Source organism: Galbibacter marinus (assembly GCF_000300875.1).
GTDB classification, from domain to species: domain Bacteria; phylum Bacteroidota; class Bacteroidia; order Flavobacteriales; family Flavobacteriaceae; genus Galbibacter; species Galbibacter marinus.
On record NZ_AMSG01000001.1, the window covers coordinates 130,485 to 152,701 of the forward strand.

20 protein-coding genes are annotated in these 22,217 nt (G+C 38.1%); 7 read left to right on the plus strand and 13 right to left on the minus strand.

Annotation, left to right across the window (positions count from 1 at the left end; all coding sequences use genetic code 11):
* Window position 1: 1 nt before the first annotated feature.
* From hemE to hemB, 4 genes are read left to right on the plus strand one after another with little or no spacing between them, the layout of a single operon-like run.
* The gene (gene hemE / locus I215_RS00610) at window positions 2–1,030 is read left to right on the plus strand and encodes a uroporphyrinogen decarboxylase (protein WP_008989999.1); all 1,029 of its coding nucleotides are present in this window, start codon (window positions 2–4) and stop codon (window positions 1,028–1,030) included.
* Window positions 1,031–1,546 (plus strand): DUF6973 domain-containing protein, encoded by a 516-nt coding sequence (locus I215_RS00615; RefSeq protein WP_008990000.1) that lies wholly within the window; start codon window positions 1,031–1,033, stop codon window positions 1,544–1,546.
* A 33-nt stretch (window positions 1,547–1,579) separates the two neighbouring features.
* Window positions 1,580–2,482: an oxygen-dependent coproporphyrinogen oxidase gene (hemF, locus tag I215_RS00620; RefSeq protein WP_008990001.1), complete on the plus strand. Its 903-nt coding sequence runs from the start codon at window positions 1,580–1,582 to the stop codon at window positions 2,480–2,482.
* Window positions 2,483–2,533: 51 nt separating this feature from the next.
* The gene (hemB, locus tag I215_RS00625; RefSeq protein ID WP_008990002.1) at window positions 2,534–3,529 is read left to right on the plus strand and encodes a porphobilinogen synthase; all 996 of its coding nucleotides are present in this window, start codon (window positions 2,534–2,536) and stop codon (window positions 3,527–3,529) included.
* A 78-nt stretch (window positions 3,530–3,607) separates the two neighbouring features.
* On the opposite strand, the gene I215_RS00630 is transcribed toward hemB, so the two are convergent.
* Together I215_RS00630 and I215_RS00635 are read right to left on the minus strand one after the other, a co-directional pair.
* Window positions 3,608–6,106, minus strand: coding sequence for a S8 family serine peptidase (locus I215_RS00630; protein ID WP_008990003.1), 2,499 nt, complete (start codon window positions 6,104–6,106; stop codon window positions 3,608–3,610).
* A 246-nt stretch (window positions 6,107–6,352) separates the two neighbouring features.
* The gene (locus tag I215_RS00635; protein ID WP_008990004.1) at window positions 6,353–7,303 is read right to left on the minus strand and encodes an endonuclease/exonuclease/phosphatase family protein; all 951 of its coding nucleotides are present in this window, start codon (window positions 7,301–7,303) and stop codon (window positions 6,353–6,355) included.
* Between the two features lie 52 nt (window positions 7,304–7,355).
* On the opposite strand from I215_RS00635, the gene hflX reads away from it, so the two are divergent.
* A complete protein-coding gene (gene hflX / locus I215_RS00640; protein WP_008990005.1) occupies window positions 7,356–8,567 on the plus strand; it encodes a GTPase HflX in 1,212 nt (403 codons plus the stop codon).
* 116 nt (window positions 8,568–8,683) lie between these two features.
* On the opposite strand, the gene I215_RS00645 is transcribed toward hflX, so the two are convergent.
* From I215_RS00645 to I215_RS00665, 5 genes are all read right to left on the minus strand, one after another.
* The gene (locus I215_RS00645) at window positions 8,684–9,586 is read right to left on the minus strand and encodes a DUF3078 domain-containing protein (protein WP_008990006.1); all 903 of its coding nucleotides are present in this window, start codon (window positions 9,584–9,586) and stop codon (window positions 8,684–8,686) included.
* An 89-nt stretch (window positions 9,587–9,675) separates the two neighbouring features.
* Entirely contained in the window at window positions 9,676–10,185 is a 510-nt protein-coding gene (locus I215_RS00650; RefSeq protein WP_008990007.1) for a DUF2480 family protein, read from the minus strand.
* A 39-nt stretch (window positions 10,186–10,224) separates the two neighbouring features.
* Window positions 10,225–10,548 carry an SUF system Fe-S cluster assembly protein gene (locus I215_RS00655; RefSeq protein ID WP_008990008.1) on the minus strand — a complete coding sequence of 108 codons (324 nt, stop codon included), beginning with the start codon at window positions 10,546–10,548 and terminating at the stop codon, window positions 10,225–10,227.
* Window positions 10,549–10,554: 6 nt separating this feature from the next.
* A complete protein-coding gene (locus I215_RS00660) occupies window positions 10,555–10,977 on the minus strand; it encodes a SufE family protein (RefSeq protein ID WP_008990009.1) in 423 nt (140 codons plus the stop codon).
* 83 nt (window positions 10,978–11,060) lie between these two features.
* Entirely contained in the window at window positions 11,061–12,275 is a 1,215-nt protein-coding gene (locus I215_RS00665; protein WP_008990010.1) for an aminotransferase class V-fold PLP-dependent enzyme, read from the minus strand.
* A 191-nt stretch (window positions 12,276–12,466) separates the two neighbouring features.
* Between I215_RS00665 and I215_RS00670 the strand changes: the two genes are divergently transcribed.
* The gene (locus I215_RS00670; protein WP_040459645.1) at window positions 12,467–13,822 is read left to right on the plus strand and encodes a serine hydrolase domain-containing protein; all 1,356 of its coding nucleotides are present in this window, start codon (window positions 12,467–12,469) and stop codon (window positions 13,820–13,822) included.
* Here I215_RS00670 and bioA read toward each other — a convergent pair.
* From bioA to I215_RS00685, 3 genes are all read right to left on the minus strand, one after another.
* Window positions 13,819–15,087 (minus strand): adenosylmethionine--8-amino-7-oxononanoate transaminase, encoded by a 1,269-nt coding sequence (gene bioA, locus I215_RS00675; protein WP_008990012.1) that lies wholly within the window; start codon window positions 15,085–15,087, stop codon window positions 13,819–13,821. The genes I215_RS00670 and bioA overlap by 4 nt on opposite strands.
* A 145-nt stretch (window positions 15,088–15,232) precedes the next feature.
* Window positions 15,233–15,871 (minus strand): dethiobiotin synthase, encoded by a 639-nt coding sequence (gene bioD / locus I215_RS00680; protein WP_008990013.1) that lies wholly within the window; start codon window positions 15,869–15,871, stop codon window positions 15,233–15,235.
* A gap of 47 nt (window positions 15,872–15,918) precedes the next feature.
* Window positions 15,919–17,052 carry an aminotransferase class I/II-fold pyridoxal phosphate-dependent enzyme gene (locus I215_RS00685; RefSeq protein WP_008990014.1) on the minus strand — a complete coding sequence of 378 codons (1,134 nt, stop codon included), beginning with the start codon at window positions 17,050–17,052 and terminating at the stop codon, window positions 15,919–15,921.
* Window positions 17,053–17,143: 91 nt separating this feature from the next.
* Here I215_RS00685 and I215_RS00690 point away from each other — a divergent pair, with 91 nt between their 5' ends.
* Window positions 17,144–18,925 (plus strand): M61 family metallopeptidase, encoded by a 1,782-nt coding sequence (locus I215_RS00690; RefSeq protein ID WP_008990015.1) that lies wholly within the window; start codon window positions 17,144–17,146, stop codon window positions 18,923–18,925.
* A 77-nt stretch (window positions 18,926–19,002) separates the two neighbouring features.
* Here the strand turns inward: I215_RS00690 and I215_RS00695 are convergent, their stop codons facing one another.
* The 3 genes from I215_RS00695 to I215_RS00705 all read right to left on the minus strand — a co-directional run bounded on the left by I215_RS00695 (window position 19,003) and on the right by I215_RS00705 (window position 22,120).
* Window positions 19,003–19,281 carry a F0F1 ATP synthase subunit epsilon gene (locus tag I215_RS00695; RefSeq protein WP_008990016.1) on the minus strand — a complete coding sequence of 93 codons (279 nt, stop codon included), beginning with the start codon at window positions 19,279–19,281 and terminating at the stop codon, window positions 19,003–19,005.
* 53 nt (window positions 19,282–19,334) lie between these two features.
* A complete protein-coding gene (atpD, locus tag I215_RS00700; protein ID WP_008990017.1) occupies window positions 19,335–20,843 on the minus strand; it encodes a F0F1 ATP synthase subunit beta in 1,509 nt (502 codons plus the stop codon).
* Between the two features lie 275 nt (window positions 20,844–21,118).
* Window positions 21,119–22,120 carry an NAD(P)H-dependent glycerol-3-phosphate dehydrogenase gene (locus tag I215_RS00705; protein WP_008990018.1) on the minus strand — a complete coding sequence of 334 codons (1,002 nt, stop codon included), beginning with the start codon at window positions 22,118–22,120 and terminating at the stop codon, window positions 21,119–21,121.
* Window positions 22,121–22,217: the final 97 nt, after the last annotated feature.

A 22,217-nucleotide genomic window follows, 5' to 3' on the forward strand; every position in this document is an offset into this window, starting at 1 on the left:
TATGATAAAAAACGATCTTTTCTTAAAAGCTTTAAAAGGCGAATCGGTAGAAAGACCGCCAGTTTGGATGATGAGACAAGCAGGAAGATACTTACCTGAGTTTATGGCTATAAAGGAGAAATACGACTTCTTTACCCGATGCAGAACCCCAGAATTAGCTGCAGAAATTACGGTGCAACCTATTCGGATCGTAAAGCCGGATGCAGCCATACTTTTTTCTGACATCCTAGTGATCCCTCAGGCGATGAATATAGATGTGGAGATGAAGCCTGGTTTTGGACCTTGGGTGCCAAATCCTATTCGATCTGCCAAAGATGTGGAGCAAGTTGTTATACCTGAGATCAATGAAGAATTGGGTTATGTAATGGATGCAATTAGGCTTACCAAAGAAATGTTAGACGATCAGGTTCCTTTGATCGGTTTTGCTGGATCTCCATGGACCATTTTATGTTATGCAGTAGAGGGACAGGGATCTAAGAATTTTGATACTGCCAAAGGATTTTGTTTCTCACAACCGGAGGCTGCCCACGCCTTACTTCAAAAAATAACAGACACCACCATCCTCTACCTAAAAGAGAAGGTTAAAAACGGTGTTAATGCAGTTCAAATATTTGACTCTTGGGGAGGTATGCTCTCTCCAGTAGATTACCAAGAATTTTCTTGGAAGTATATCAATCAAATCATTGAGGCCCTCTCTGAGGTTACTGAAGTTATTGTATTTGGGAAAGGCTGTTGGTATGCTTTAGGAGAGATGTCTAAGAGTAAGGCATCCGCCATCGGAGTAGATTGGACATGTTCACCTGAAAATGCGAGAAAGCTAACTGGAGGACAGATTACCTTACAAGGTAACTTTGACCCATCACGATTGTTATCTCCGATTCCAGATATCAAGAAAATGGTTCATCAAATGATTGATGCATTTGGTAAAGATAAATATATCGCCAATTTAGGCCATGGAATACTACCTAACATTCCTGTGGATCATGCAAAAGCATTTATAGACGCAGTAAAAGAATATCAAGCCAAATAAATGGATTTTGGTCGTATCATAAAGTCCCTCTCCCCAAGTCTAATAGCGGCCATTATAGGTAAGGTAATTACAAGCCCTGTGATGTTTTATTGTTTTGTTAGGGCTACAAAAAAATGCGTACAGTTGTGCGATAAGCAATTTGGCAAAGCACATCATAAAAACAACAAGGCCAATGCGTATCGCCATGCACTTTGGAATATGCTTATAGCGCATCATTGCCTTAAGGTAGGAAAAGGCCTTAATGTATCTTTAACATGGGCCAAAGATATTACCGATTGGCACGAAAAAGCTTTTGTCAACAATCCATTGGAAACACATATGGATTTACACAATAACAAAAAAGGTCGCCAGTGGTTTGAGGAGTTGCATACCAAGGAACCATCAGGTGTAAATTATGACCTTATGGATAAGTATCTGATGGAAAAATTACAATACGCTAAAAAACTAAGCAAGAACATACCTCAAGACGAGAATTTTGAACAGCAACTCATTTATATTGAAGATTATAAAGCTTAGCTTGTTTCAAGTAATACGGTTAAAAAAGCACTTATGAAAGATAAATTCTACCAATACATTGTAAAGCTTCAAGACACCATAACATCCAAATTGGAGCAAGTAGACACCCAAGCAAAATTTCGGGAAGATCTATGGGAGCGACCTGAGGGAGGTGGTGGAAAAACCAGGGTTATTGAAAACGGAAAAGTGTTCGAAAAAGGAGGTGTTAACATCTCTGCTGTACATGGTCCTTTACCCAAATCCATGCAAGCATATTTTAAGGTTGATGATTGTGATTTTTTTGCCTGCGGACTGTCACTGGTTTTACATCCTAGAAACCCCTTCACTCCTACAGTTCATGCTAATTGGCGTTATTTTGAGATGTATGACAAACAAGGAAACACTATTGATCAGTGGTTTGGAGGTGGTCAGGATTTAACGCCTTACTATCTTTTCGAGCAAGATGCAAAGCATTTTCACAACGTATGCAAACAAGCCTGTGACAAGCACGACGCTGAATTTTACAATGAATTTAAAACCAAATGTGATCAATACTTCTGGAATTCACATCGCAACGAAGCACGAGGGGTTGGAGGATTATTTTTCGATTATTGTAAAGCAGAGCATGGAAAAAGTATTGAAGATTGGTTTAATTTTGTAACTCAAGTAGGCGATAGTTTTTTAGATGCCTACATTCCAATTGTTGAAAAACGAAAAGACCTCGTTTATACACTACAAAATAGAGATTGGCAAGAAATTAGAAGAGGACGCTACGTTGAATTTAATCTAGTACATGACAAGGGAACCTTATTCGGATTGAAGACCAACGGAAGAATAGAAAGTATCCTTATGAGTTTACCTCCACACGTTCAATGGGTATATGACCATAACCCTGAGAAAGGAAGTGAGGAAGAAAAATTAATAGCAGTTTTAAAAAACCCTAAAACTTGGGTATAGGCTACTAATATCGTCCTAACCTAAAGGTAAGAATCATTAAAAAAAACACTGATGTATCCATTAAGAAGAAATAGAAGATTAAGAGCATCACAAGCCATAAGAAGCTTAGTTCAAGAGACGACTCTGAGTCCCAATGATTTCCAAGCACCACTGTTTGTGGTAGAAGGAAAAAATATTAAAGATGAAATTTCATCCATGCCTGGATATTACCGATTTAGTTTAGACCTCTTGGTAGAGGAAGTAAAACTAATTTGGTCTCTTGGGATTAAGTCTGTTTTGTTATTTGTTAAGGTTGAACAAAACCTAAAAGACAACAAAGGAACCGAGGCTATTAACCCAGATGGACTTATGCAGCGGGCTGTAAAAACAGTCAAAGACGCAATCCCTGAAATGCTAGTTATGACTGATGTTGCTCTTGACCCCTATTCTATTTTTGGACATGATGGTATTGTAGAAAAAGGTAAAATACTCAATGATGCCTCAGTAGATGTACTTTCCCAAATGGCCTTATCACATGCCCAGGCTGGTGCTGACTTTGTGGCGCCAAGCGATATGATGGATGGTAGAATTTTGTCCATCCGCGAGGCTCTTGAGCATGAAGGGTTTTACGATACTGGGATTATGAGTTACAGCGCTAAATATGCTTCAGCCTTTTATGGCCCATTTAGAGATGCTCTTGATTCCGCCCCAGTAGATACAAAAGATATTCCCAAGGATAAAAAAACCTATCAAATGGATATCGCAAATAGAACAGAAGCTATTAGAGAAACACAAATGGATATCGATGAAGGTGCTGATATTGTTATGGTTAAACCAGGCCTCTGTTATTTAGACATCGTGCGCGATCTTAAAAACACCTTTGATGTACCCATTGCAGTTTATCAGGTTAGTGGTGAATACGCTATGATCAAAGCAGCAGCACAGCGAGGTTGGCTCGATGAAAATGCGGTGATCCTAGAGCAATCCATGGCTATTAAAAGAGCTGGGGCAGACCTTATATCCAGCTATTATTCCAAAGATGTTGCGAGGCTGATTTCTGACCTTTAATCTTTTAATTAAGATTCCTTAAAACCATTTTATACCAATTAGGAATTAGTAAGATAATGCCTTACTAATTCCTAAATGTTAGTCTTTTAAGAATTTTGCAGTAGCTCCTTTGGTTCCATCTGCGATAGCGACCACATACAGTCCAGGAGGAAAAGTAGAAACATCTATAGCTTTATTATACCCATTACCATAGGCTACTCTATTACCTGAGGCATTAAAAATTTGGTAGCCATCACTCTCAGCGGTAAGCCCTTTAATTTTAATGGATGAAATAGCTGGGTTTGGATACACTAAAATACGATCAGACTGTTTCTCAAAGCTGCTATCGTTATCAAATCCAATTTCTTGTTGTTTTTTAAGAGTTTTGACTGGGTAAACAGCACTTTCTAAAGAGCGATTGCCAGCTGCATCTAGAGCCACAACTACAAAGTCATAAGAATGTTCAGGCAAAAGTCCCGTAACAAATGCTTGGTTAGTATCGAAAGAGCCAATTTTAGTTCCATCCTGATAAAGCTCATAAGAAATGGTAGCCACATTATCTTGTGAAGCTTCCCAGTTAAGAATTAATGATTCGTAAGTGACTTCATTAGCATCAAGACCTAAAGGAGTAGTCGGAGCCATGGTATCTACAAACTTTGTTCTAAAGTTCACCACTTTACTAAAATCAGACTCAGCAAGCTCTGAACATAAGGTTCTTACCTTCCACTGATACACAGTGTTTTGCTGAAGACTAGTTAATTCAAGGCTATTTTCAGTTACTAATACGGTATTCCACTCTTGAAGACTTCCTTTTTTATTGGATTGTGTTCTATAAGCAACCTCATAAATAGCATCATCTACAGATTCCCATACCAAATTTACTTTTTCATTTTGGATAGATCCTGTTTTAAGTTCAGCTGGTGTTTTCAAAACACAATCACTACCCTTGATTCCAGTAACGATCAATGAGAAATCCTGACGGCTTTTTAATAATGTCCCTTTGTGGCTTACCTGAATTATATAGGTTCCTGAAGCGTTTGAAACTTCCACTTTTTCAAATGGGTCCACATTATTCACACCTTTAATTGCTGCTTTGTATCCATTAGAAGCGGTAAGCTTCCACGGTAAAAATTCACCATCCTCACCTTCTTTAAACACCACAATATCCAAATCATTAACCAGCACAGAAGTAGCATCGTTAAGATTTCCTTTATTTTCACCGCTAAAGGCAGGGTCAGTCCAAGAAATTGAAGCCATTAAAGTTTCACCCTCTTCTACTTGGAAAGTATATTGTAACATCTCACCATTGGCCAATGAAGTCTCCTCAATAGAACTGCTAAGGCCTACATTTGAAATAGCATTGGCTGCTTTTTTAGTATTGACAATTCCCCAACCAAATCGCGCATCAGGACCAGGAAACTCTCCAGCCTCATCGGCTGTGTGTAAACTCAGCCCTTTCAAGGTAGCAGCTTTCATAAAATCACCGTGGGTTTCTTTGTAATATTGTTGCAGCAAAAGTAAAGCGCCTGTAACACCAGGTGCAGCCATAGAAGTACCTGATTGGGCGAGGTAACTCGTTTCGCTATCGCTGTAAGCCGAGTAAACATTAACTCCTTCTCCTGTTAAATCCGGCTTTATACGGCCGTCATCAGTAGGTCCAAAATTACTAAAAGAAGCAATTTGAGCGTTAACTACATTTTGATCTTGATCAAATTCTACCTTATCCGCAGCTGCCACAGTAAGACCGTTCTTAGACACTGCATAACCCAATAAAAGATCGTAAGCATCTGAAGCAGTACCTGTGATTGGTTGTTCGTTATATTGATATTGCTGTGTATTTCCGGCAGCAGTAACCATTAAGTAATAGGGAGCATTGTACATAATTTCATCCCAATCTTTGGATTGGTAGATATAGGCTCCAAAATACCAATCTGGAATAGTTTTAGCACTGATCCCGTAAGAGTGATTAGAAAGTAATAAACCTTCAGCAGCGGCTTGTGCTACCTCAGCCTCATCATTGGACCAATCATAACTAACACCCTCTGAATTAAAGGCTACTCCCTTTGCTTTAGGATCAACACCCGCAGCTAGAATAGTACCTAAAACATGCGTAGCATGTCCACTTACTCTTTTAGCATCATCCCCATTTTGAACACGACCATTTAACTCTTGATGAGACAGTAAAGCTTTACCACTATCCCATACCCCTACATACATTCCCAACCCATCAACATCCAAATGCAAATCTCCATTTTGATAGAGCGCATTGGACCTTGATGTATAAACTACGTTGTCATTATAAGTAGTATAGTAAATTGGGGCGCCATCAGGTCCAAGTTGCTCTAATTCTTCATAACCTCCATTGGAAAGTTCAGTTGATAAAGTCCAACCTTTTGTCAGGGCCACACGTCGCGCCTCGGCCTTTTTACGTTGACTTACATCTTTATATCTATGAGAAAGACTTTTTAATTGTTCCGAATGCTTAAGCTTATAATATGCTCTACCGTGATGTTGCTGAGCAACTAAACTTGAAGGATTAAAAAATAACCCTGTTATCATAACTAAAAGAGAAATCGATTTAAGTAGTAGTGCTTTCATAACATTTGGGACTGTTTTGCATTATAAATGTATATTGAATACAAAACTTTCCCGATGAAATGCACTATTTATTCGATGAAATACACGGTGTTATTCGATGAACAGCATAAAATTACTGATTATGTAAGAATTACCACATTTTTATAGTAGGATTATTCTTTAGCCTAAAGTGTATTTCATCGGTGATTATTGCACTTAACAGATAAAGTGGCTCCTAAATCTTAAAATTTAATAAGATTTACAACATTAGGAAGTTTTCAGTACTATATAAACGGGGAAATGATCGCTATATCCTCCTATATATTTACGACCTGCGTAGGTTCGAAATGGAAATCCTTCGTATCGTTCATTCCAATCCTCAAGGAATCGTTCGCTAAGAATTTCGGCGCGATCAAATTTTAATCCTTTACCTTGGGTGGCAAAAAAGTTTGTAGAAATAATAATTTGATCAAATAGATTCCATCGTCCTCTATAGGTCACACTACCCTGCTGAGTTGGTATTAGCATAGGGGTCATCGGATTAAATAAACCGTCAATGAGAAGGTGGTCCTTAATACTTTCAGAATCGGGGTTATCATTAAAGTCACCCATAATAATAAATTTTCCTTGGGGATAGGTCTGTTTAACCTCTTCTAAATGTTTAATAAGAGTCTTGGCCGCGGTGATACGCTTGTAATCTGTCTTCTCACCTCCATCCCTACGAGAAGGCCAATGATTTACATAAACATGGACCATCTCTCCATGGAGATTCCCCCTTACATAGAGAATGTCCCTTGTGAAATCCCGTTCGTTTTCTGGATTATAAACCATAACGGTGACCGTAGCTGATTCCAAAGGTTCAAAATGCCCTTTTTTAAATAATAGGCCTGTATCAATACCGCGTTCATCGGGTGAGTTATGGTGAACAAAATCGTATTCCAGATCCTTTAAGCCATTATAACTTATAAGATCATTCAATACCTTTTTATTTTCCACCTCTGCCACACCTACAATAGAAGGAGGTCGATTAATGGTCTCATAGCCGATTTCAGAGATCGCTCTACTTAATTTAAACAGCTTATTCTCATAGCGCTCTTTTGTCCATTGCAATGTTCCTTCTGCTGTAAAGTCGTCATCTAGGATGTGAGGATCGTCTACGGTATCAAAAAGATTCTCCAAATTGTAAAAAGCCACGGAGATCGTACTGCTGTCTGTCATATTATTTATTTAAAAAATCATTTTGTTTACCTTTGCAAAATACAAATAATATATGCTAGAGAGAAAACAAATAGATTATGAGAAGGTTGTGCTAGTTGGGATTATCACCAAGGAGCAAGATGAGGAAAAATCTCAAGAATACCTAGATGAGTTAGAGTTTTTAGCTTTTACCGCTGGAGGCACCGTTGAGGGTAGGTTCACACAAAAGATAGACTTGCCAAATCCGAAAACATTTATCGGAAGTGGTAAAATGGAAGAGATCTTAACCTTTGTGGATGAAAACGACATTGGGACGGTCATATTTGATGATGAACTGACCCCAGCGCAACAAAAAAATATAGAACGAGTTTTAAAGGTAAAGGTCTTAGACCGTACCAGCTTAATTCTAGATATATTCGCGCAACGTGCTCAAACGAGTTATGCTAGAACCCAGGTTGAATTGGCACAATACCAATATTTACTGCCACGTTTAACAGGGTTATGGACTCACCTTGAGCGGCAACGAGGTGGTATTGGAATGCGCGGTCCAGGGGAGACCGAAATTGAAACTGATAGACGTATTGTCAGAGATCGAATAGCTTTACTTAAAAAGAAGCTCACAAAGATCGACAAGCAGATGGAAACTCAAAGAGGAAACAGAGGGGCACTTGTTCGAGTAGCTTTAATTGGGTATACCAACGTAGGGAAGTCAACCCTTATGAACGTGATTAGTAAAAGTGACGTATTTGCAGAGAACAAATTATTCGCCACACTAGACACTACAGTTAGAAAAGTTGTTATAGGTAATTTACCTTTCCTACTTACCGACACAGTAGGATTCATCAGAAAACTTCCTACCCAATTAGTAGAATCATTTAAAAGTACTTTGGATGAGGTAAGAGAAGCTGATTTGCTATTACACGTTGTAGATATCTCTCATCCAACCTTTGAGGATCACATCAATTCTGTGAATCAAATTTTGGATGAAATCAAAAGTGCTGATAAACCAACGATCATGGTCTTTAACAAAATTGATAACTACGAGCATCTAACTATTGAGGAAGATGACCTAGTTACCGAGCGTACCACCAAGCACTTTACTCTAGAGGAGTGGAAGAATACTTGGATGAATCGAATGGGTGACAATGTCCTATTTATATCAGCTTTAGAGCGAGAAAATCTTGAAGAATTCAGAAAAAGGGTTTATGAAGAAGTACGACGGATTCACGTCACTCGCTTTCCTTATAACAGCTTCTTATATCCAGAATACAACGAGGACCTTTAAAAGCCTACAAACTCTGGATAGATAAAATTTAAAAGCCTTTGAATCTCAATAAAAGATCAAAGGCTTTTAAATTTTATGGCCTTTATAGTTTAATACTACTCAAGTTTCAAATCCTATTAAAATCCAACGTTTACTCCTAAACCGAACACTTCACGAAGCTGTAATGCACTCACGGCATTATCGTCATATACGGTTTGGACGGTAAAGTTTGTTGAAAGATATTCGTTGATTTTCATAACTACATTAAGAGTGTAGTCCAAGTCAACATTTTGTGGATCTTCTAAATAATTTGAATACAGGTTTAAGATATTCTCTACTGTAACGTTCTCCATCAAGTTAAATTTATAATATCCAGATGCGTAAAAACCTAACTCATAACGGGTTTGATCACCTGGGTCAATAACATAAGCACTAAGGACATTATTAGGATCTGAGTGTTGAATAAAGGTACCTGCAGCACTATCATAGATCCATAAATCATCCGAAATAAAGGTGATTTTAGAAGTAGCTGGCGCTAGGTTAAACTTCAAGTTTTCACTTTCCTTCCACTCTAGACCTGGACCGAAGGTTAAATATCCAGGATTAAAAAATCCAGAGGTATGGAAATCAGTTTCCTCATCATTACTGTAATCAAAACCTTTGGTCATTTGGGTTTTTAGGTTCAAAAAGAAAGAATAATTCCAATTGCCGAAGGCCGTTTTTCCAACAAGGGAGTTAAATTCAAATCGGTCATCCGATTTACGAGTCCCTTGATCTTTAGTTTTGGTAAGCCCATAAGACAATAAAAGTTTATTGTCCCATGACCAATCTCCTTTTAAATAGTTAAAGTCATAATTGATGTTTCCAGTACCAGATATATTGTTCTGACCTCCTGCTACCCAATTGCTAAAAGCAGCTTGGTTTAACAAGAATGTGAAAGTTCCACCTCTAGTCCACCCTTCTGTTGGTGGCTCCTCATCTTGAGCATAAGTAAATGAAATTCCGAATAACAGTGCTCCTAGCACAACTAATTTTCTCATTAAGTTTAAATTTAAATTCACTAATTAAAAATATTAATAACTCATTTTCAATAGTAGATAAATTGGGGGAAATTAGGATTCGGTAATAATTATATTTTTCTTTTATAAAGAGGGACTGAAGAACAAGCCTCTCCATACATCACACTTTTAGCAACTTCTTGCAGTCGGGAAGTAATAAAAAGATAGGCATCCTCAGGTACTGGCTTTTTAGAACATCCTTTTACAATCACTGGTTTATCCTTATACTGAGAAAGATCAAGCTTTTGGATTACCTCACGATACACTACAGTTTCTAGGGTATCTAACGTTCCTAAGACAACTTTCTTACAATATGGATTAAGTTTTGTGGTAATAAGCATATAAGCCCAAGTCGGCACTATGGCGTCAGAGGAACAATACAAGGCGATATAAGTATCTTGGTATTGCTCCCAATTATGGCTATTAGCTATGGCTCTAAACTCCTTTTCTTTAAGAATAAAGCCCTGATCCAGCCAATCTTTTATGTCAAAAACAACGCGCCTTCCTTCAGGATAAACTTCCTCTAAATTGAAAGTCTGAAGTATGCTCTCGGCTACTCTATTTCTAATTTCTTGTTGCATAGAATTCACTACTGTGTAGTTAACAATGCTAAAATCTATTTATAACAAACCTAATTCTAGCTTGGCTTCTTCACTCATTAGTTCTTGGCTCCAAGGTGGATCAAAGGTGATCTCTACCTCGGCGTCCTTGACCTCTTCAATGGTTTTTACTTTCTCTTCCACTTCAACAGGCAGCGTCTCCGCAACAGGACAGTTCGGTGTCGTTAGTGTCATTAGGATCTTAACCTCGTAATGATCATTTACAAACACATCATATATCAGTCCAAGCTCATAGATGTCAACTGGAATTTCTGGATCGTATACTGTTTTGAGAACTCTGACTATTTTTTCTCCAAGTTCCACGGTATTAATAGTTTCACTCATAACTTTTTAATTTAATTGGGTTTGATAAGCCACCGCATACAATTTCAATTGTTTAATCATACTCACTAGACCATTGGCCCTGGTTGGTGACAAATGTTCTTTTAATCCGATTTCATCAATGAATTTTGTATCGGCATCAATTATTGCTTGGGGGCTTTGATTGGAAAAAGCGCGTACTAAAATAGCGATGATTCCTTTTGTAATAATGGCATCACTATCGGCCGTAAACACTAATTTATCATCCTGAAGTTCAGCGTGAACCCAAACTTTACTCTGACAACCTTTAATTATATTGGCTTGTGTTTTATATCTATCCTCAATCAGCGGTAAGGATTTTCCTAGTTCTATCATATACTCATACCGCTGCATCCAGTCGTCAAACATAGAAAACTCATCAACGATCTCGTTTTGGATTTCTTGTATTGTCATTGTTTATAATTTATTAGGCAAAAATACAACAACTAAATTGCCTATTCAACTGTTTTTCACTCTGTTTTATAACCTAAATGCTATCAAGACAACATTTTCTGAGCTAATTTTACAGCAGATACTAAGGTATCTATTTCTTGCTTAGTGTTATAAAAAGCAAAGCTTGCTCGCACCGTTCCAGGAATTTTAAAGTAATCCATTATCGGCTGCGCACAATGATGCCCTGTTCTAACTGCAACTCCTAATTTATCAACTATAGAGCCTACATCGTATGGATGTATCCCCTGGAGGTTAAACGAAATAACGGCAGCCTTATGGGCTGTTTCACCGTAAATTTTTAATCCAGGAATCTTTTTAAGCTCTGAGGTACCATAGTCAAGCAGCTCTTTCTCATAGTCGTGAATCTCAGCAAAACCTATCTCATTCATATAATCAATTGCAGCTCCAAAAGCTATACCTCCGCATATATTAGGGGTTCCTGCTTCAAACTTATGTGGTAAATCCGCATAGGTGGTTTTTTCAAAGGTCACCTCCGCAATCATTTCTCCCCCTCCTTGGTATGGTGGAAGTTTGCTAAGCCATTGTTCTTTACCGTATAACATTCCCACTCCAGTTGGTCCGCACATTTTATGTGCTGATGCCACATAGAAATCAACATCTAATTCTTGAACATTTGGTTTAATATGTGGGGTTGCCTGGGCACCATCAACCAACACCGCTGCACCGACATGGTGTGCTTTTTTAATAATTTCTGATATAGGGTTGATTACACCTAGGGCATTGGAAACATGATTACAAAACACTAATTTAGTGCGATCTGTAAGAAGCTCATTATACGCCTGCATATCCAATATCCCTTGGTCATTCATAGGAATGACCTTTAGATTAGCTCCTGTAGATTCACACAACATCTGCCAAGGAACAATGTTGGAATGGTGTTCAAGAGCAGAGACAATTAATTCATCACCCTTTTTTAAAAGGCCAGAGAACCCATGGGCTACTAAATTGATTCCATCGGTAGTTCCAGAGGTAAATATAATTTCACGTGTGAATTTTGCATTAAAATGTGCTCGTATCGTCTCGCGAGCCTGCTCGTATTTGTCAGTCGCCTCTTGAGATAAGCTGTGCACCCCTCTGTGGATATTTGCGTTGTAATTTGAATAATAGTCTACAATACAATCGATGACCACCTGAGGCGTTTGAGAAGTGGCTGCATTATCGAAATACACCAAGGGGTGATCATTAACCTTCCGATTTAAAATAGGAAAGTCAGAACGTATTTTTTGTATATCCATCATAACAATTCTTTACTACAAAAATACGCAACTCCTTGCTAAGATTAAAGGCTAATAGGTTTAATTTAAATATCTTTTGCCATTACCTAAATAACCCATTTCTATTGATCGCGTTTACAAGTTGTAAAACCTAACAAAGTAATTTGTAGCATTAAAATTATTAAATTAGTCAGCAAACTAAAACTTAAAACCTTGTGAAGAATCTAAAACGTATCCTCCTGCCAGCCCTATTGATTTGTCTTTTAATTTTTGCTTATTTATTCTACAGCCAATATCCTAGACTTGAACTCATCAGTGGATTCGCTGCTAAAAATATCTGTTCTTGTATGTTTTTGGATGGTAGAGGACAAGAATTTACACAAAATAATGACAACAATTTCTCGCCCATTAACAAGGCGCAGAGCAGTGTTGATTTGGAGTTAAAAACTGCCACAGCAACGGTATATGGATTTAAAGCTCGAACCGCGATTTATAGAGATGGCTTAGGATGTGTTCTGATTCCACCCCATATGTCAATTGAAGATTTTGTGGAGGCAGAAAAACCTGTACGCACCCCCGCGCCTAAAACCTTAGCATACCCTTATGGCAATGCCCCACAAAAAGATACCGTATTCTCCACTGTTGATTACCAGCAAATAAATCAGGTTGTGGACAATGCTTTTAAAAATAATGCAATACAAAAAACCAGGTCTGTCCTAGTAATTTATAAAGATCAAATCATTGCAGAGCGCTATGGAGATTCTATTGATCGTAATAGTAGACTATTAGGATGGTCTATGACTAAAACCGTGTTGGCAACGCTCTATGGAATTATATCATTCGAGCGTGGTTTTGAAATAAATCAAGCCGTTAAAATTGATGCTTGGAAAAATGATCAACGAGCAGAGATCACCTATGCAGATTTACTTCACATGGGTAGTGGATTACAATGGGACGAAAATTACAACCAGATATCGGATGTGACTAAAATGCTCTTTCAAGCCGATGATATGACCAAACCGCAAATAAAAAAACAGCCAGAATACCCTCCCAACACTCACTTTAGTTATTCTTCAGGAACTACCAATTTACTCTCTGGTTTACTTTATAAAGAATTAGATTCCTATAGTGAATATTTGAATTTCCCCTATAAAAAACTAATAGATCGAATCGGTATGGAGAGTATGGTTATAGAGACCGATGCCGCAGGAAACTTTATAGGTTCTTCCTACGGATGGGCTACCACTAGAGACTGGGGGAAATTTGGCTTGCTTTATTTGCACGAAGGTAATTGGAATGGTGATCAACTATTCGATAAGAAATGGGTCGATTTTGTCACCACTCCGGCTCCAGGATCCAACAATGAATACGGAGGCCATTTATGGCTAAATACTCCCACCAAACTCCCTGATGCGCCTCAAGACACCTATTACGCAGATGGTTTCCAAGGACAACGAGTGTACATGGTACCTTCTAAAGATTTAGTCGTGGTTCGTCTAGGCCTCGCATCAACAGAAGCTTTTGATTTTAATGCCTTTTTAAGTGGTATTACACAGGCAATTGGAAACTAAACGACCGTATCCAATAGATTTTCTATACCTTGATATATCCGATAAAGTTGCTCATCGGTAATCACATAGGAAGATGCGATATAAACTGTATTTCCTAAGGGGCGCATAAAGAGATAATTGGCTAGAAAATAATCAAGCATTTTTTTTCGTAAATCTCCATAACGCTCCATATTAACAGCTAAATCAATCGCATAAATTGTTCCACACTGCCTTGTGCTTGCAACTTTTGGATGATTTTTGATTCTTTGATCGAACGCCTTATGGGATGCAATTACTCTTTGAATATTTTGTTGCATCTCTTGACTCTTTAAAAGATCGATCCCTGCGATTGCAGCAGCACAAGCTATGGGGTTTGCGCTATAGGTATGCCCATGGAATAGCCCCTTACTCATATCATCGCTATAGAATGCGTTGTACACATTCAAGGTGCAGCTTGTTATAGCCATGGGAACCATCCCACCTGTGAGAGCCTTGCTCAGACACATGATATCAGGCTGGTTTTGTAAATGCAATGAAGCAAAGTGTTTCCCCGTTTTCCCAAATCCCGTCATAACCTCATCGGCTATGGTCAGAATTCCTTGTCTTTGGCACTCACCTATAAGTGAATCTAGACCCTTGGGATCATGCATCTTCATAGCCGCTGCTCCTTGAACTAATGGCTCATATATAAAGGCGGCTACACTGTGCTGATCCAATATGGTTTTTAACTGATTTAAAACCTCTTGCCTATTATCAACAGTAGGTACTGGAATTCGTTTCACATTTAAAAAGAAATCTTCGAATGGCCCGTTGTATACCGATAGTCCAGAGACGGACATCGCCCCGAAAGTATCTCCGTGAAAACCTTCCTCAAGAGCAATCAGCACTTGCCTCTTTTCTCCACGGTTAAAGTAATACTGCAGTGCCATTTTTATAGCAACATCAACTGCTGTGGATCCATTGTCTGAGAAGAATAACTTTTGCTGGTTACTTGGCAAAATCCCCACCAACTTTTCCGAAAGTTCAACCGCTGGCTCATGAGTAAGTCCTGCAAAAACAACCTGATCTAGTGTTTCTACTTGTTTTTTCACTCTTTCGACAATCACTGGGTTACAGTGACCATATGCAGATGTATACCAAGAAGCAATACCATCGATGTATTCTTGGCCCTTGTCATCGTATAACAATGCCCCTTTGGCTCGCGAAATAGCCAGGCTGTCAGGAGTTGTTTTATGTTGGGTTAAAGGATGCCAAAGGTGTTTTTTATCACGTTGAGAAAGTGTCATTTTTTAATTCAATTAAAGGGAATGTTATACAAAGAAAAGAATTAGTCTGCGTATTAAAAACTAAATAATCAATTAATAAAAGGGATCTGTAACTGCGATCCAGCTGACTGAAAACGTTCAAAATTTATTTTACGCACTTCAAACCTCAGAACTTGTCCTTTTTAGAAAACTGTATTAGATTTTCTCTAAAACGATCTGCGTATTTTAAGATAACTTCTGGGGTAAATTCCTTCTCCTGCTCGATCCTCCCTATTACGGGAACCTTCGTCATCTTAGAAATTATCTCCTCAGTAGTCGGATGTTTATCTCCACTAAAAATAAGTGCAACATCAAATCCTTGCTGCTTGAGTAAGTTCACCGTCAATAAGGTGTGATTGATACTTCCTAAGTAATGCCTTGAGACCACGATCGTTTTATAATCTTTAGACATAATATCCAATATTGTATGCTGGTCGTTTAGTGGCACTAAAAGCCCTCCGGCTCCTTCAGCAACTAAATAATTTTCAGTTTTAGGGGGATGAATGTGGTCAATATCGATTCGAACACCATCAATATCCGCAGAGGCATGAGGACTCATAGGTACGGTTAACGAATAACTATTTGGATGAAATTTAGTTACATTATTGGTAATTAATGCTTTTACTTTATGGGTGTCAGAATTATCCAAATCCCCCGACTGAATGGGCTTCCAATAATCTGCTTCTAAGGATTCTGTAATAATGGCTGATGCAATGGTTTTCCCAACCTCAGTGGAAATTCCAGTTACAAAAAATATGGGTTTCATGGGTTATCGGTTACTAGATAGGCCGTTTACTTAAACAGCGCAAATTATTAATAAATAAGATGTTTTAAAACATCCGTTATCTGGTCAAAAGTATTAAAACTATGTAAACAAAAACGAATTCTTTCGTGATCTTTTGGGACCGTTGGGGATAGAATGGGCCTCACATCGAAACCTGCTTCTTGTAGAGTGCTAGCCACAGATTTTACTTCTTCATTTCCTGGAACAATGATACACTGAATAGCAGAATCACTGTGCACATAATTTTCCTTATCCAGACCTAAGGAGTTTAATTCAGCTTTAAAAAATTCAATATTGCGAAGTAATTGGGCTCGCTGCTGTTTATAAAAAGAGTCTAGACTATTTTGATTTAAAAGGCTATAGCGATCCTCAATAACCATAATACTATGCGGGGAAAGAGCCGTAGTAAAAATAAAACTACGGGCAAAATTATATAGGTAAACTTTCAAAAGTTCACTTCCTAGCACAGCAGCACCATGACATCCAAGTGCTTTTCCAAAGGTGACAATTCTGGCAAAAACGCGATGCTGTAAATTCAAAGATTGAACAAGGCCTTCCCCCTTTTCTCCAAAAACTCCCACTCCGTGGGCCTCATCTACTATCAAATATGCCCCATAACGTTCAGTTAATTCGACCATGGCTTGTAAATCGGGAGAATCCCCATCCATAGAGAATACTGATTCGGTAACCACATATAAATTCCCAAGATGAAATTTATGGGTGTTGAGCACATTTTTTAGATCCTCTAAATCGTTGTGTTTGAATTTATAACTCTTTGCAAGGCAAAGCTGAATTCCATCTCGAATGCTGGCATGAGAAAAGGCATCATAAATAACAATATCACCTCTTTGAGGAATCGCACTAAAAAACCCAAGATTGGCATCATAACCTGAGTTAAAAACAAGGGCAGCTTCAACTCTATGAAATTCAGATAATAATCCCTCAAGACTGAAAAAACCATCGTGATTCCCTGTTAAAAGTCGGGACCCTGTAGACCCATTGGACACTTCAAAGTCCTTCTGAATTAAAGGAACGTTCGAAAATCCTAAGTAATCATTGGAAGAAAAGTCCACTCTAGTATGATCGCTATCCAAAGATCGAAGTGCGTTTTCCTGCTTTCTTTTTAGAATTTTGGAAATGAGATTTTCTGGAAAAGCAGTCATGACTCTTTAAATTTAACACTGTAAATGTACATTACAATTCGTTAAATTTGGTAACTTCAACCCTAAATCTAACTTAGAAAAATTATTTGTTTTGAAGAAAATCATTTGTTTTTACACCCTGCTACTAAGTGCTAGCATTGCATTTGCACAAAACAAGGTTCTCTACACTATTTCATTTGAGAATGCCAACCATCATTTGGCAAATGTGAGTGTAACCTTCCCACAGACCGACTCCGACACCCTTTATATTCGCATGAGTCGAAGTTCACCAGGACGTTATGCCTTACATGAATTTGCTAAAAATGTAAACAATCTCAGCGCTGTAAATCAGCAAGGTGACACCATAGAGGTGATAAGAAAAGATCCGCATCAATGGATGATACCAAACCCAAAGGGAACCACAAGAGTTAATTATACCCTTTTTGCCAACAGAGGCGATGGAACATACGCACAAATTGATCTAAGTCACGCTCATTTAAATATCCCGGCTACCTTTATGTATGCCCAGGAGTTTTTCAACAACCCTGTAGAGGTCACCTTTATACCTAGAAAGGATCTCAATTGGAAGATCGCTACACAGTTACCACTAAAGGAAGGAACGACCTATACAGCTCCTAATTTTCAGTATTTCTTTGATAGCCCTACAGAACTAAGCAACTTTAAAAAACGTTCCTTTGATGTAGAATCAAAAGGAAAGACCTATACCATTGAATTTGTATTACACGACCATAGTCCAGAGGATCTACTTAACGACTACTTTGAAAAGGTTAAAGGAATTGTATTATCTCAAAAACAGGTTTACAAAGAACTTCCAGAATTCGATTACCAAAGGTATACCTTTATCGCATGCTATATAGAGAATGCTAGTGGCGATGGTATGGAGCACCGGAATTCCACTATACTAACCGATAAAGAAGGACTTGCCAATGGCGGTATGCATAACAATATAGGAACTGTAGCTCATGAATTTTTCCACGCTTGGAATGTAGAGAGACTCAGGCCAAAGGATCTTGAACCTTTTGATTATTCAAAAGCCAATATGACGGGTACATTATGGTTTGCAGAAGGCTTTACCAGCTATTATACCAACTTAACTTTAGTCCGTGCTAAAATTATAGACCAACAGGAATATGTCAAACGTTTAAATGGTACCTTCAATTATGTATGGAACTCCCCCGCAAGGCAGCTCTACAACCCGATTGAGATGAGTTATCAAGCTCCATTTGTGGACGCGGCCACAGCGGTGGATGAGATTGATCGTAGCAATACCTTTGTCTCATATTACTCCTATGGAAGCATGCTTGGTTTGGCTTTAGACCTATCGCTTCGACAAAACGGTTTAACACTAGATGATTTTATGAGGAAAATGTGGGATGCACAAGGGAAAAGTGAAGATCCATATACCATCGATGATTTGCATTTTAATCTGAGTCTTTATGCAGGAAAAGATTTTGCAGATAACTATTTCAACAATTACATTTACAAAGGAGGAATGCCTGATTTTAAAACCCTATTTGAAAGTGTAGGCATTTCGATGGAACGTCAAGAAGACAAACCATACATTGGAATTCGTTTAAGACAAAATCAGGTGGTTGCATATCCACTTAATGACAGTCCCGCGTATATTTCAGGTCTCACTAAAGGAGATAAAATTCTAGCCATTAATGAGATCGAGCTTACCCAAGACACGGACTTCGATGAGATCCTTTCCAGCTTTAAGGTAGGTGAATCTTTAAACATTAGTTACCTACGCTTTGGAGAGCAGCAAAACACCCAACTTATTCTAAAGAGCGACCCAACTTATCATATAAGCTTAGATCCTCGTGCCAAACGCAGAGTAGAAAAGCATCGTGATCATTGGTTAACGAATTAAATAACATACACAAAAGTAAAAAGCGTCAACTCTATTAAATAGGTTGACGCTTTTTTATATGTAATGTATGGCATTGCTTAGTCCGCCAATACAATAACTTTATTATTATTCATCTCCACAGCACCACTGTTTATTGGTAAAAGGGTAACTCCTTTTTCGTTTTTTGAAAATCTAGAGGAAACTGCTTTGTCTAATTTGATCTCCCCATGAATTTTCACATTACCCTTACCTAACAAAGAAACAATAGGTGCGTGATTGTCTAACATCTGAAATTCACCATCCACTCCAGGAACAGCAACCGAGGTTACTTCTCCCTTAAATAAGGTGGCTTCTGGTGTTACGATTTCTAATTGCATACTTCTCAATTCTTAAGGCAGAAGGTTAAAGTTAACCTATGCCTAGGTTCATATTAGGCTTCAGCTAACATTTTTTCTCCAGCCTCGATAGCTTCCTCAATCGACCCTTTTAGGTTAAATGCCGCTTCTGGAAGATGATCTAATTCACCATCCATAATCATATTAAACCCTTTAATGGTTTCTTTAATGTCTACTAATACACCTGGGATACCTGTAAATTGTTCAGCAACGTGGAAAGGTTGTGACAAGAAACGTTGAACTCTTCTAGCTCTGTAAACCGCTTGCTTATCATCTTCAGAAAGCTCTTCCATCCCTAGAATTGCAATAATATCTTGTAATTCTTTATAGTGTTGTAATAACTCTTTTACACGTTGTGCACATGCGTAGTGTTCTTTACCTAAAACATCCTCAGATAAAATTCTAGAAGAAGATTCTAATGGATCTACCGCAGGGTAAATACCAAGCTCGGCAATTTTTCTAGATAGTACTGTAGTTGCATCAAGGTGAGCAAAGGTTGTTGCTGGAGCTGGATCCGTTAAGTCATCCGCAGGTACATAAACTGCTTGTACGGAAGTAATTGATCCTCTTTTTGTTGAAGTAATACGCTCTTGCATCGCACCCATCTCAGTTGCCAGTGTTGGTTGGTATCCAACCGCTGAAGGCATACGTCCTAAAAGTGCTGACACCTCGGAACCTGCTTGAGTAAAACGGAAAATGTTATCGACAAAGAAAAGAACGTCTTTTCCTTGCCCTTCACCTGCACCGTCACGGAAATATTCCGCAATAGTTAATCCAGATAGTGCCACACGAGCACGTGCTCCAGGAGGCTCATTCATCTGACCGAATACAAAGGTAGCTTTAGAGTCTTTCATCGCAGACTTGTCTACTTTAGACAAATCCCATCCACCAGCCTCCATAGACTTAGTAAACTCCTCACCATACTTAATAATTCCTGACTCTAACATCTCTCTTAGAAGGTCATTCCCTTCACGAGTTCTTTCTCCTACACCAGCAAACACAGATAAACCACCGTGTCCTTTTGCAATATTGTTAATCAACTCCTGAATAAGTACTGTTTTACCTACACCAGCACCTCCGAAAAGACCAATTTTACCTCCTTTTGCATAAGGCTCAATTAAGTCAATTACTTTAATTCCAGTATAGAGTACTTCAGTAGAAGTTGTAAGATCTTCAAATTTTGGCGCTTCTCTGTGAATTGGTAAACCGTCTTTCCCTTCTTTAGGAAGTTCACCTAATCCATCAATTGCATCTCCAATAACATTAAACAATCGACCGTAAACATCATCTCCAATTGGCATTTGTATAGGATTACCAGTGGCTAGCACATCTACTCCTCTACTTAAACCATCAGTAGAATCCATTGAAATCGTTCTTACTGTATCCTCTCCAATATGAGACTGTACCTCAAGTACTAATTTAGACCCATCTTTTCTTGTGATTTCCAAAGAATCATAAATCTTTGGCAATTCAGAACCCGATTCAAATGCTACGTCTACAACCGGACCAATAATTTGTGCAACTTTACCTGTAATTTTTGACATTACTCAAGTGTTTAATGTTAAGCTTATTACTTACGAAACAGAAGTTTAAAATTAATGTGTTTCAAACATGCTTTTTTCGCGGTGCAAAGATATATTTTTAATTGAAATTAAACCCTAATTTATAAAAAAAAATTGTAGTTATAGTTGCTTGTAAATTTGAATGTTAGCAATGATAGAACCAAAAAGTCAACCCACTGCACCTAAATTGGTTCGAAACCTTCAAAAATTGTTAGATTTTTTGATCGGTGATTTTACAATCAACTACCTTTTGCGGCTTAATTTAATTTTTCAGTGAGCTTACTAAAGGTCTTCTTTGGATCTTTGCCCTGGTATAAAATGGCGTATACGGCATCAATAATAGGCGTTTTGCTTTTACCTTTTTGATTTGCGGTAATTAGGTGAGCACTCTTGGTAGCATAATATCCTTCGGCCACCATATTCATTTCCATCATAGCACTTTTTACCGTGTACCCTTTTCCTATCATATTACCAAACATACGGTTACGACTAAAAATCGAGTAACCTGTAACAAGGAGATCTCCCAAATAGGCCAAATCATCAATGTTGCGCTTCATTTTATGGATACGTTTGATAAAACGTTTCATCTCACGAATGGAATTGCTCATCAGAACCGCTTGAAAATTATCTCCATAGCCTAATCCATGGGCAATACCTGCAGCTACGGCATAAATATTTTTTAACATCGCGGCATATTCCGTACCGATGATGTCATCACTAATTTTCGTGTTTATATAACTGCTCGATAAACGCTCAGCTAACTCAGTTGCTTTATATTCATCAGAGGAAGCAACGGTAAGATAAGATAATCGCTCTAGAGCAACTTCTTCCGCATGACACGGGCCAGTAATCACCCCTATATTATCAAAAGGAATCTGATAGATGTCGTGAAAGTATTCTCCGACGATCAAACCATACTCTGGAACAATTCCTTTAATGGCAGAAAATACAACTTTATCGTTTAAAGGAAGGGTGAGCTTTTGAAGTTCTTGATGCAAAAATGCCGAAGGAATAGCAAAGATTAAATAATCCGCATAATCCACTATTTCATTAATATCATCACTTAAATGAAGCTGATCCACTCGAAACTCAACAGAACTCAAATAATTAGGATTATGTTGATGCTCTTTAATATGTTTTATCGCGGAGGCACTTCTCATATACCAGCCAACCTCATTTAAATTTTCACAAAGCATTTTCACCAAAGCTGTAGCCCAACTTCCTCCTCCTAATACAGCTACCTTTATAGAATCTTCCATTTTTAAATCACTTTTATTTGCAGAGCCAAAAGTAACCAAAATTTAAAACAATTATTCTTCCATTCTTACCTCAGATCCCCATTTTGTTTAACTTAAA

What these genes read in the sequence shown, in the direction of transcription:
- hemE (WP_008989999.1), top strand. Translation starts at nt 2, where the DNA reads ATGATAAAAAACGATCTTTTCTTAAAAGCTTTAAAAGGCGAATCGGTA.
- I215_RS00615 (WP_008990000.1), top strand. Translation starts at nt 1,031, where the DNA reads ATGGATTTTGGTCGTATCATAAAGTCCCTCTCCCCAAGTCTAATAGCG.
- hemF (WP_008990001.1), top strand. Translation starts at nt 1,580, where the DNA reads ATGAAAGATAAATTCTACCAATACATTGTAAAGCTTCAAGACACCATA.
- hemB (WP_008990002.1), top strand. Translation starts at nt 2,534, where the DNA reads ATGTATCCATTAAGAAGAAATAGAAGATTAAGAGCATCACAAGCCATA.
- I215_RS00630 (WP_008990003.1), bottom strand. Translation starts at nt 6,106, where the DNA reads ATGAAAGCACTACTACTTAAATCGATTTCTCTTTTAGTTATGATAACA.
- I215_RS00635 (WP_008990004.1), bottom strand. Translation starts at nt 7,303, where the DNA reads ATGACAGACAGCAGTACGATCTCCGTGGCTTTTTACAATTTGGAGAAT.
- hflX (WP_008990005.1), top strand. Translation starts at nt 7,356, where the DNA reads ATGCTAGAGAGAAAACAAATAGATTATGAGAAGGTTGTGCTAGTTGGG.
- I215_RS00645 (WP_008990006.1), bottom strand. Translation starts at nt 9,586, where the DNA reads ATGAGAAAATTAGTTGTGCTAGGAGCACTGTTATTCGGAATTTCATTT.
- I215_RS00650 (WP_008990007.1), bottom strand. Translation starts at nt 10,185, where the DNA reads ATGCAACAAGAAATTAGAAATAGAGTAGCCGAGAGCATACTTCAGACT.
- I215_RS00655 (WP_008990008.1), bottom strand. Translation starts at nt 10,548, where the DNA reads ATGAGTGAAACTATTAATACCGTGGAACTTGGAGAAAAAATAGTCAGA.
- I215_RS00660 (WP_008990009.1), bottom strand. Translation starts at nt 10,977, where the DNA reads ATGACAATACAAGAAATCCAAAACGAGATCGTTGATGAGTTTTCTATG.
- I215_RS00665 (WP_008990010.1), bottom strand. Translation starts at nt 12,275, where the DNA reads ATGATGGATATACAAAAAATACGTTCTGACTTTCCTATTTTAAATCGG.
- bioA (WP_008990012.1), bottom strand. Translation starts at nt 15,087, where the DNA reads ATGACACTTTCTCAACGTGATAAAAAACACCTTTGGCATCCTTTAACC.
- bioD (WP_008990013.1), bottom strand. Translation starts at nt 15,871, where the DNA reads ATGAAACCCATATTTTTTGTAACTGGAATTTCCACTGAGGTTGGGAAA.
- I215_RS00685 (WP_008990014.1), bottom strand. Translation starts at nt 17,052, where the DNA reads ATGACTGCTTTTCCAGAAAATCTCATTTCCAAAATTCTAAAAAGAAAG.
- I215_RS00695 (WP_008990016.1), bottom strand. Translation starts at nt 19,281, where the DNA reads ATGCAATTAGAAATCGTAACACCAGAAGCCACCTTATTTAAGGGAGAA.
- atpD (WP_008990017.1), bottom strand. Translation starts at nt 20,843, where the DNA reads ATGTCAAAAATTACAGGTAAAGTTGCACAAATTATTGGTCCGGTTGTA.
- I215_RS00705 (WP_008990018.1), bottom strand. Translation starts at nt 22,120, where the DNA reads ATGGAAGATTCTATAAAGGTAGCTGTATTAGGAGGAGGAAGTTGGGCT.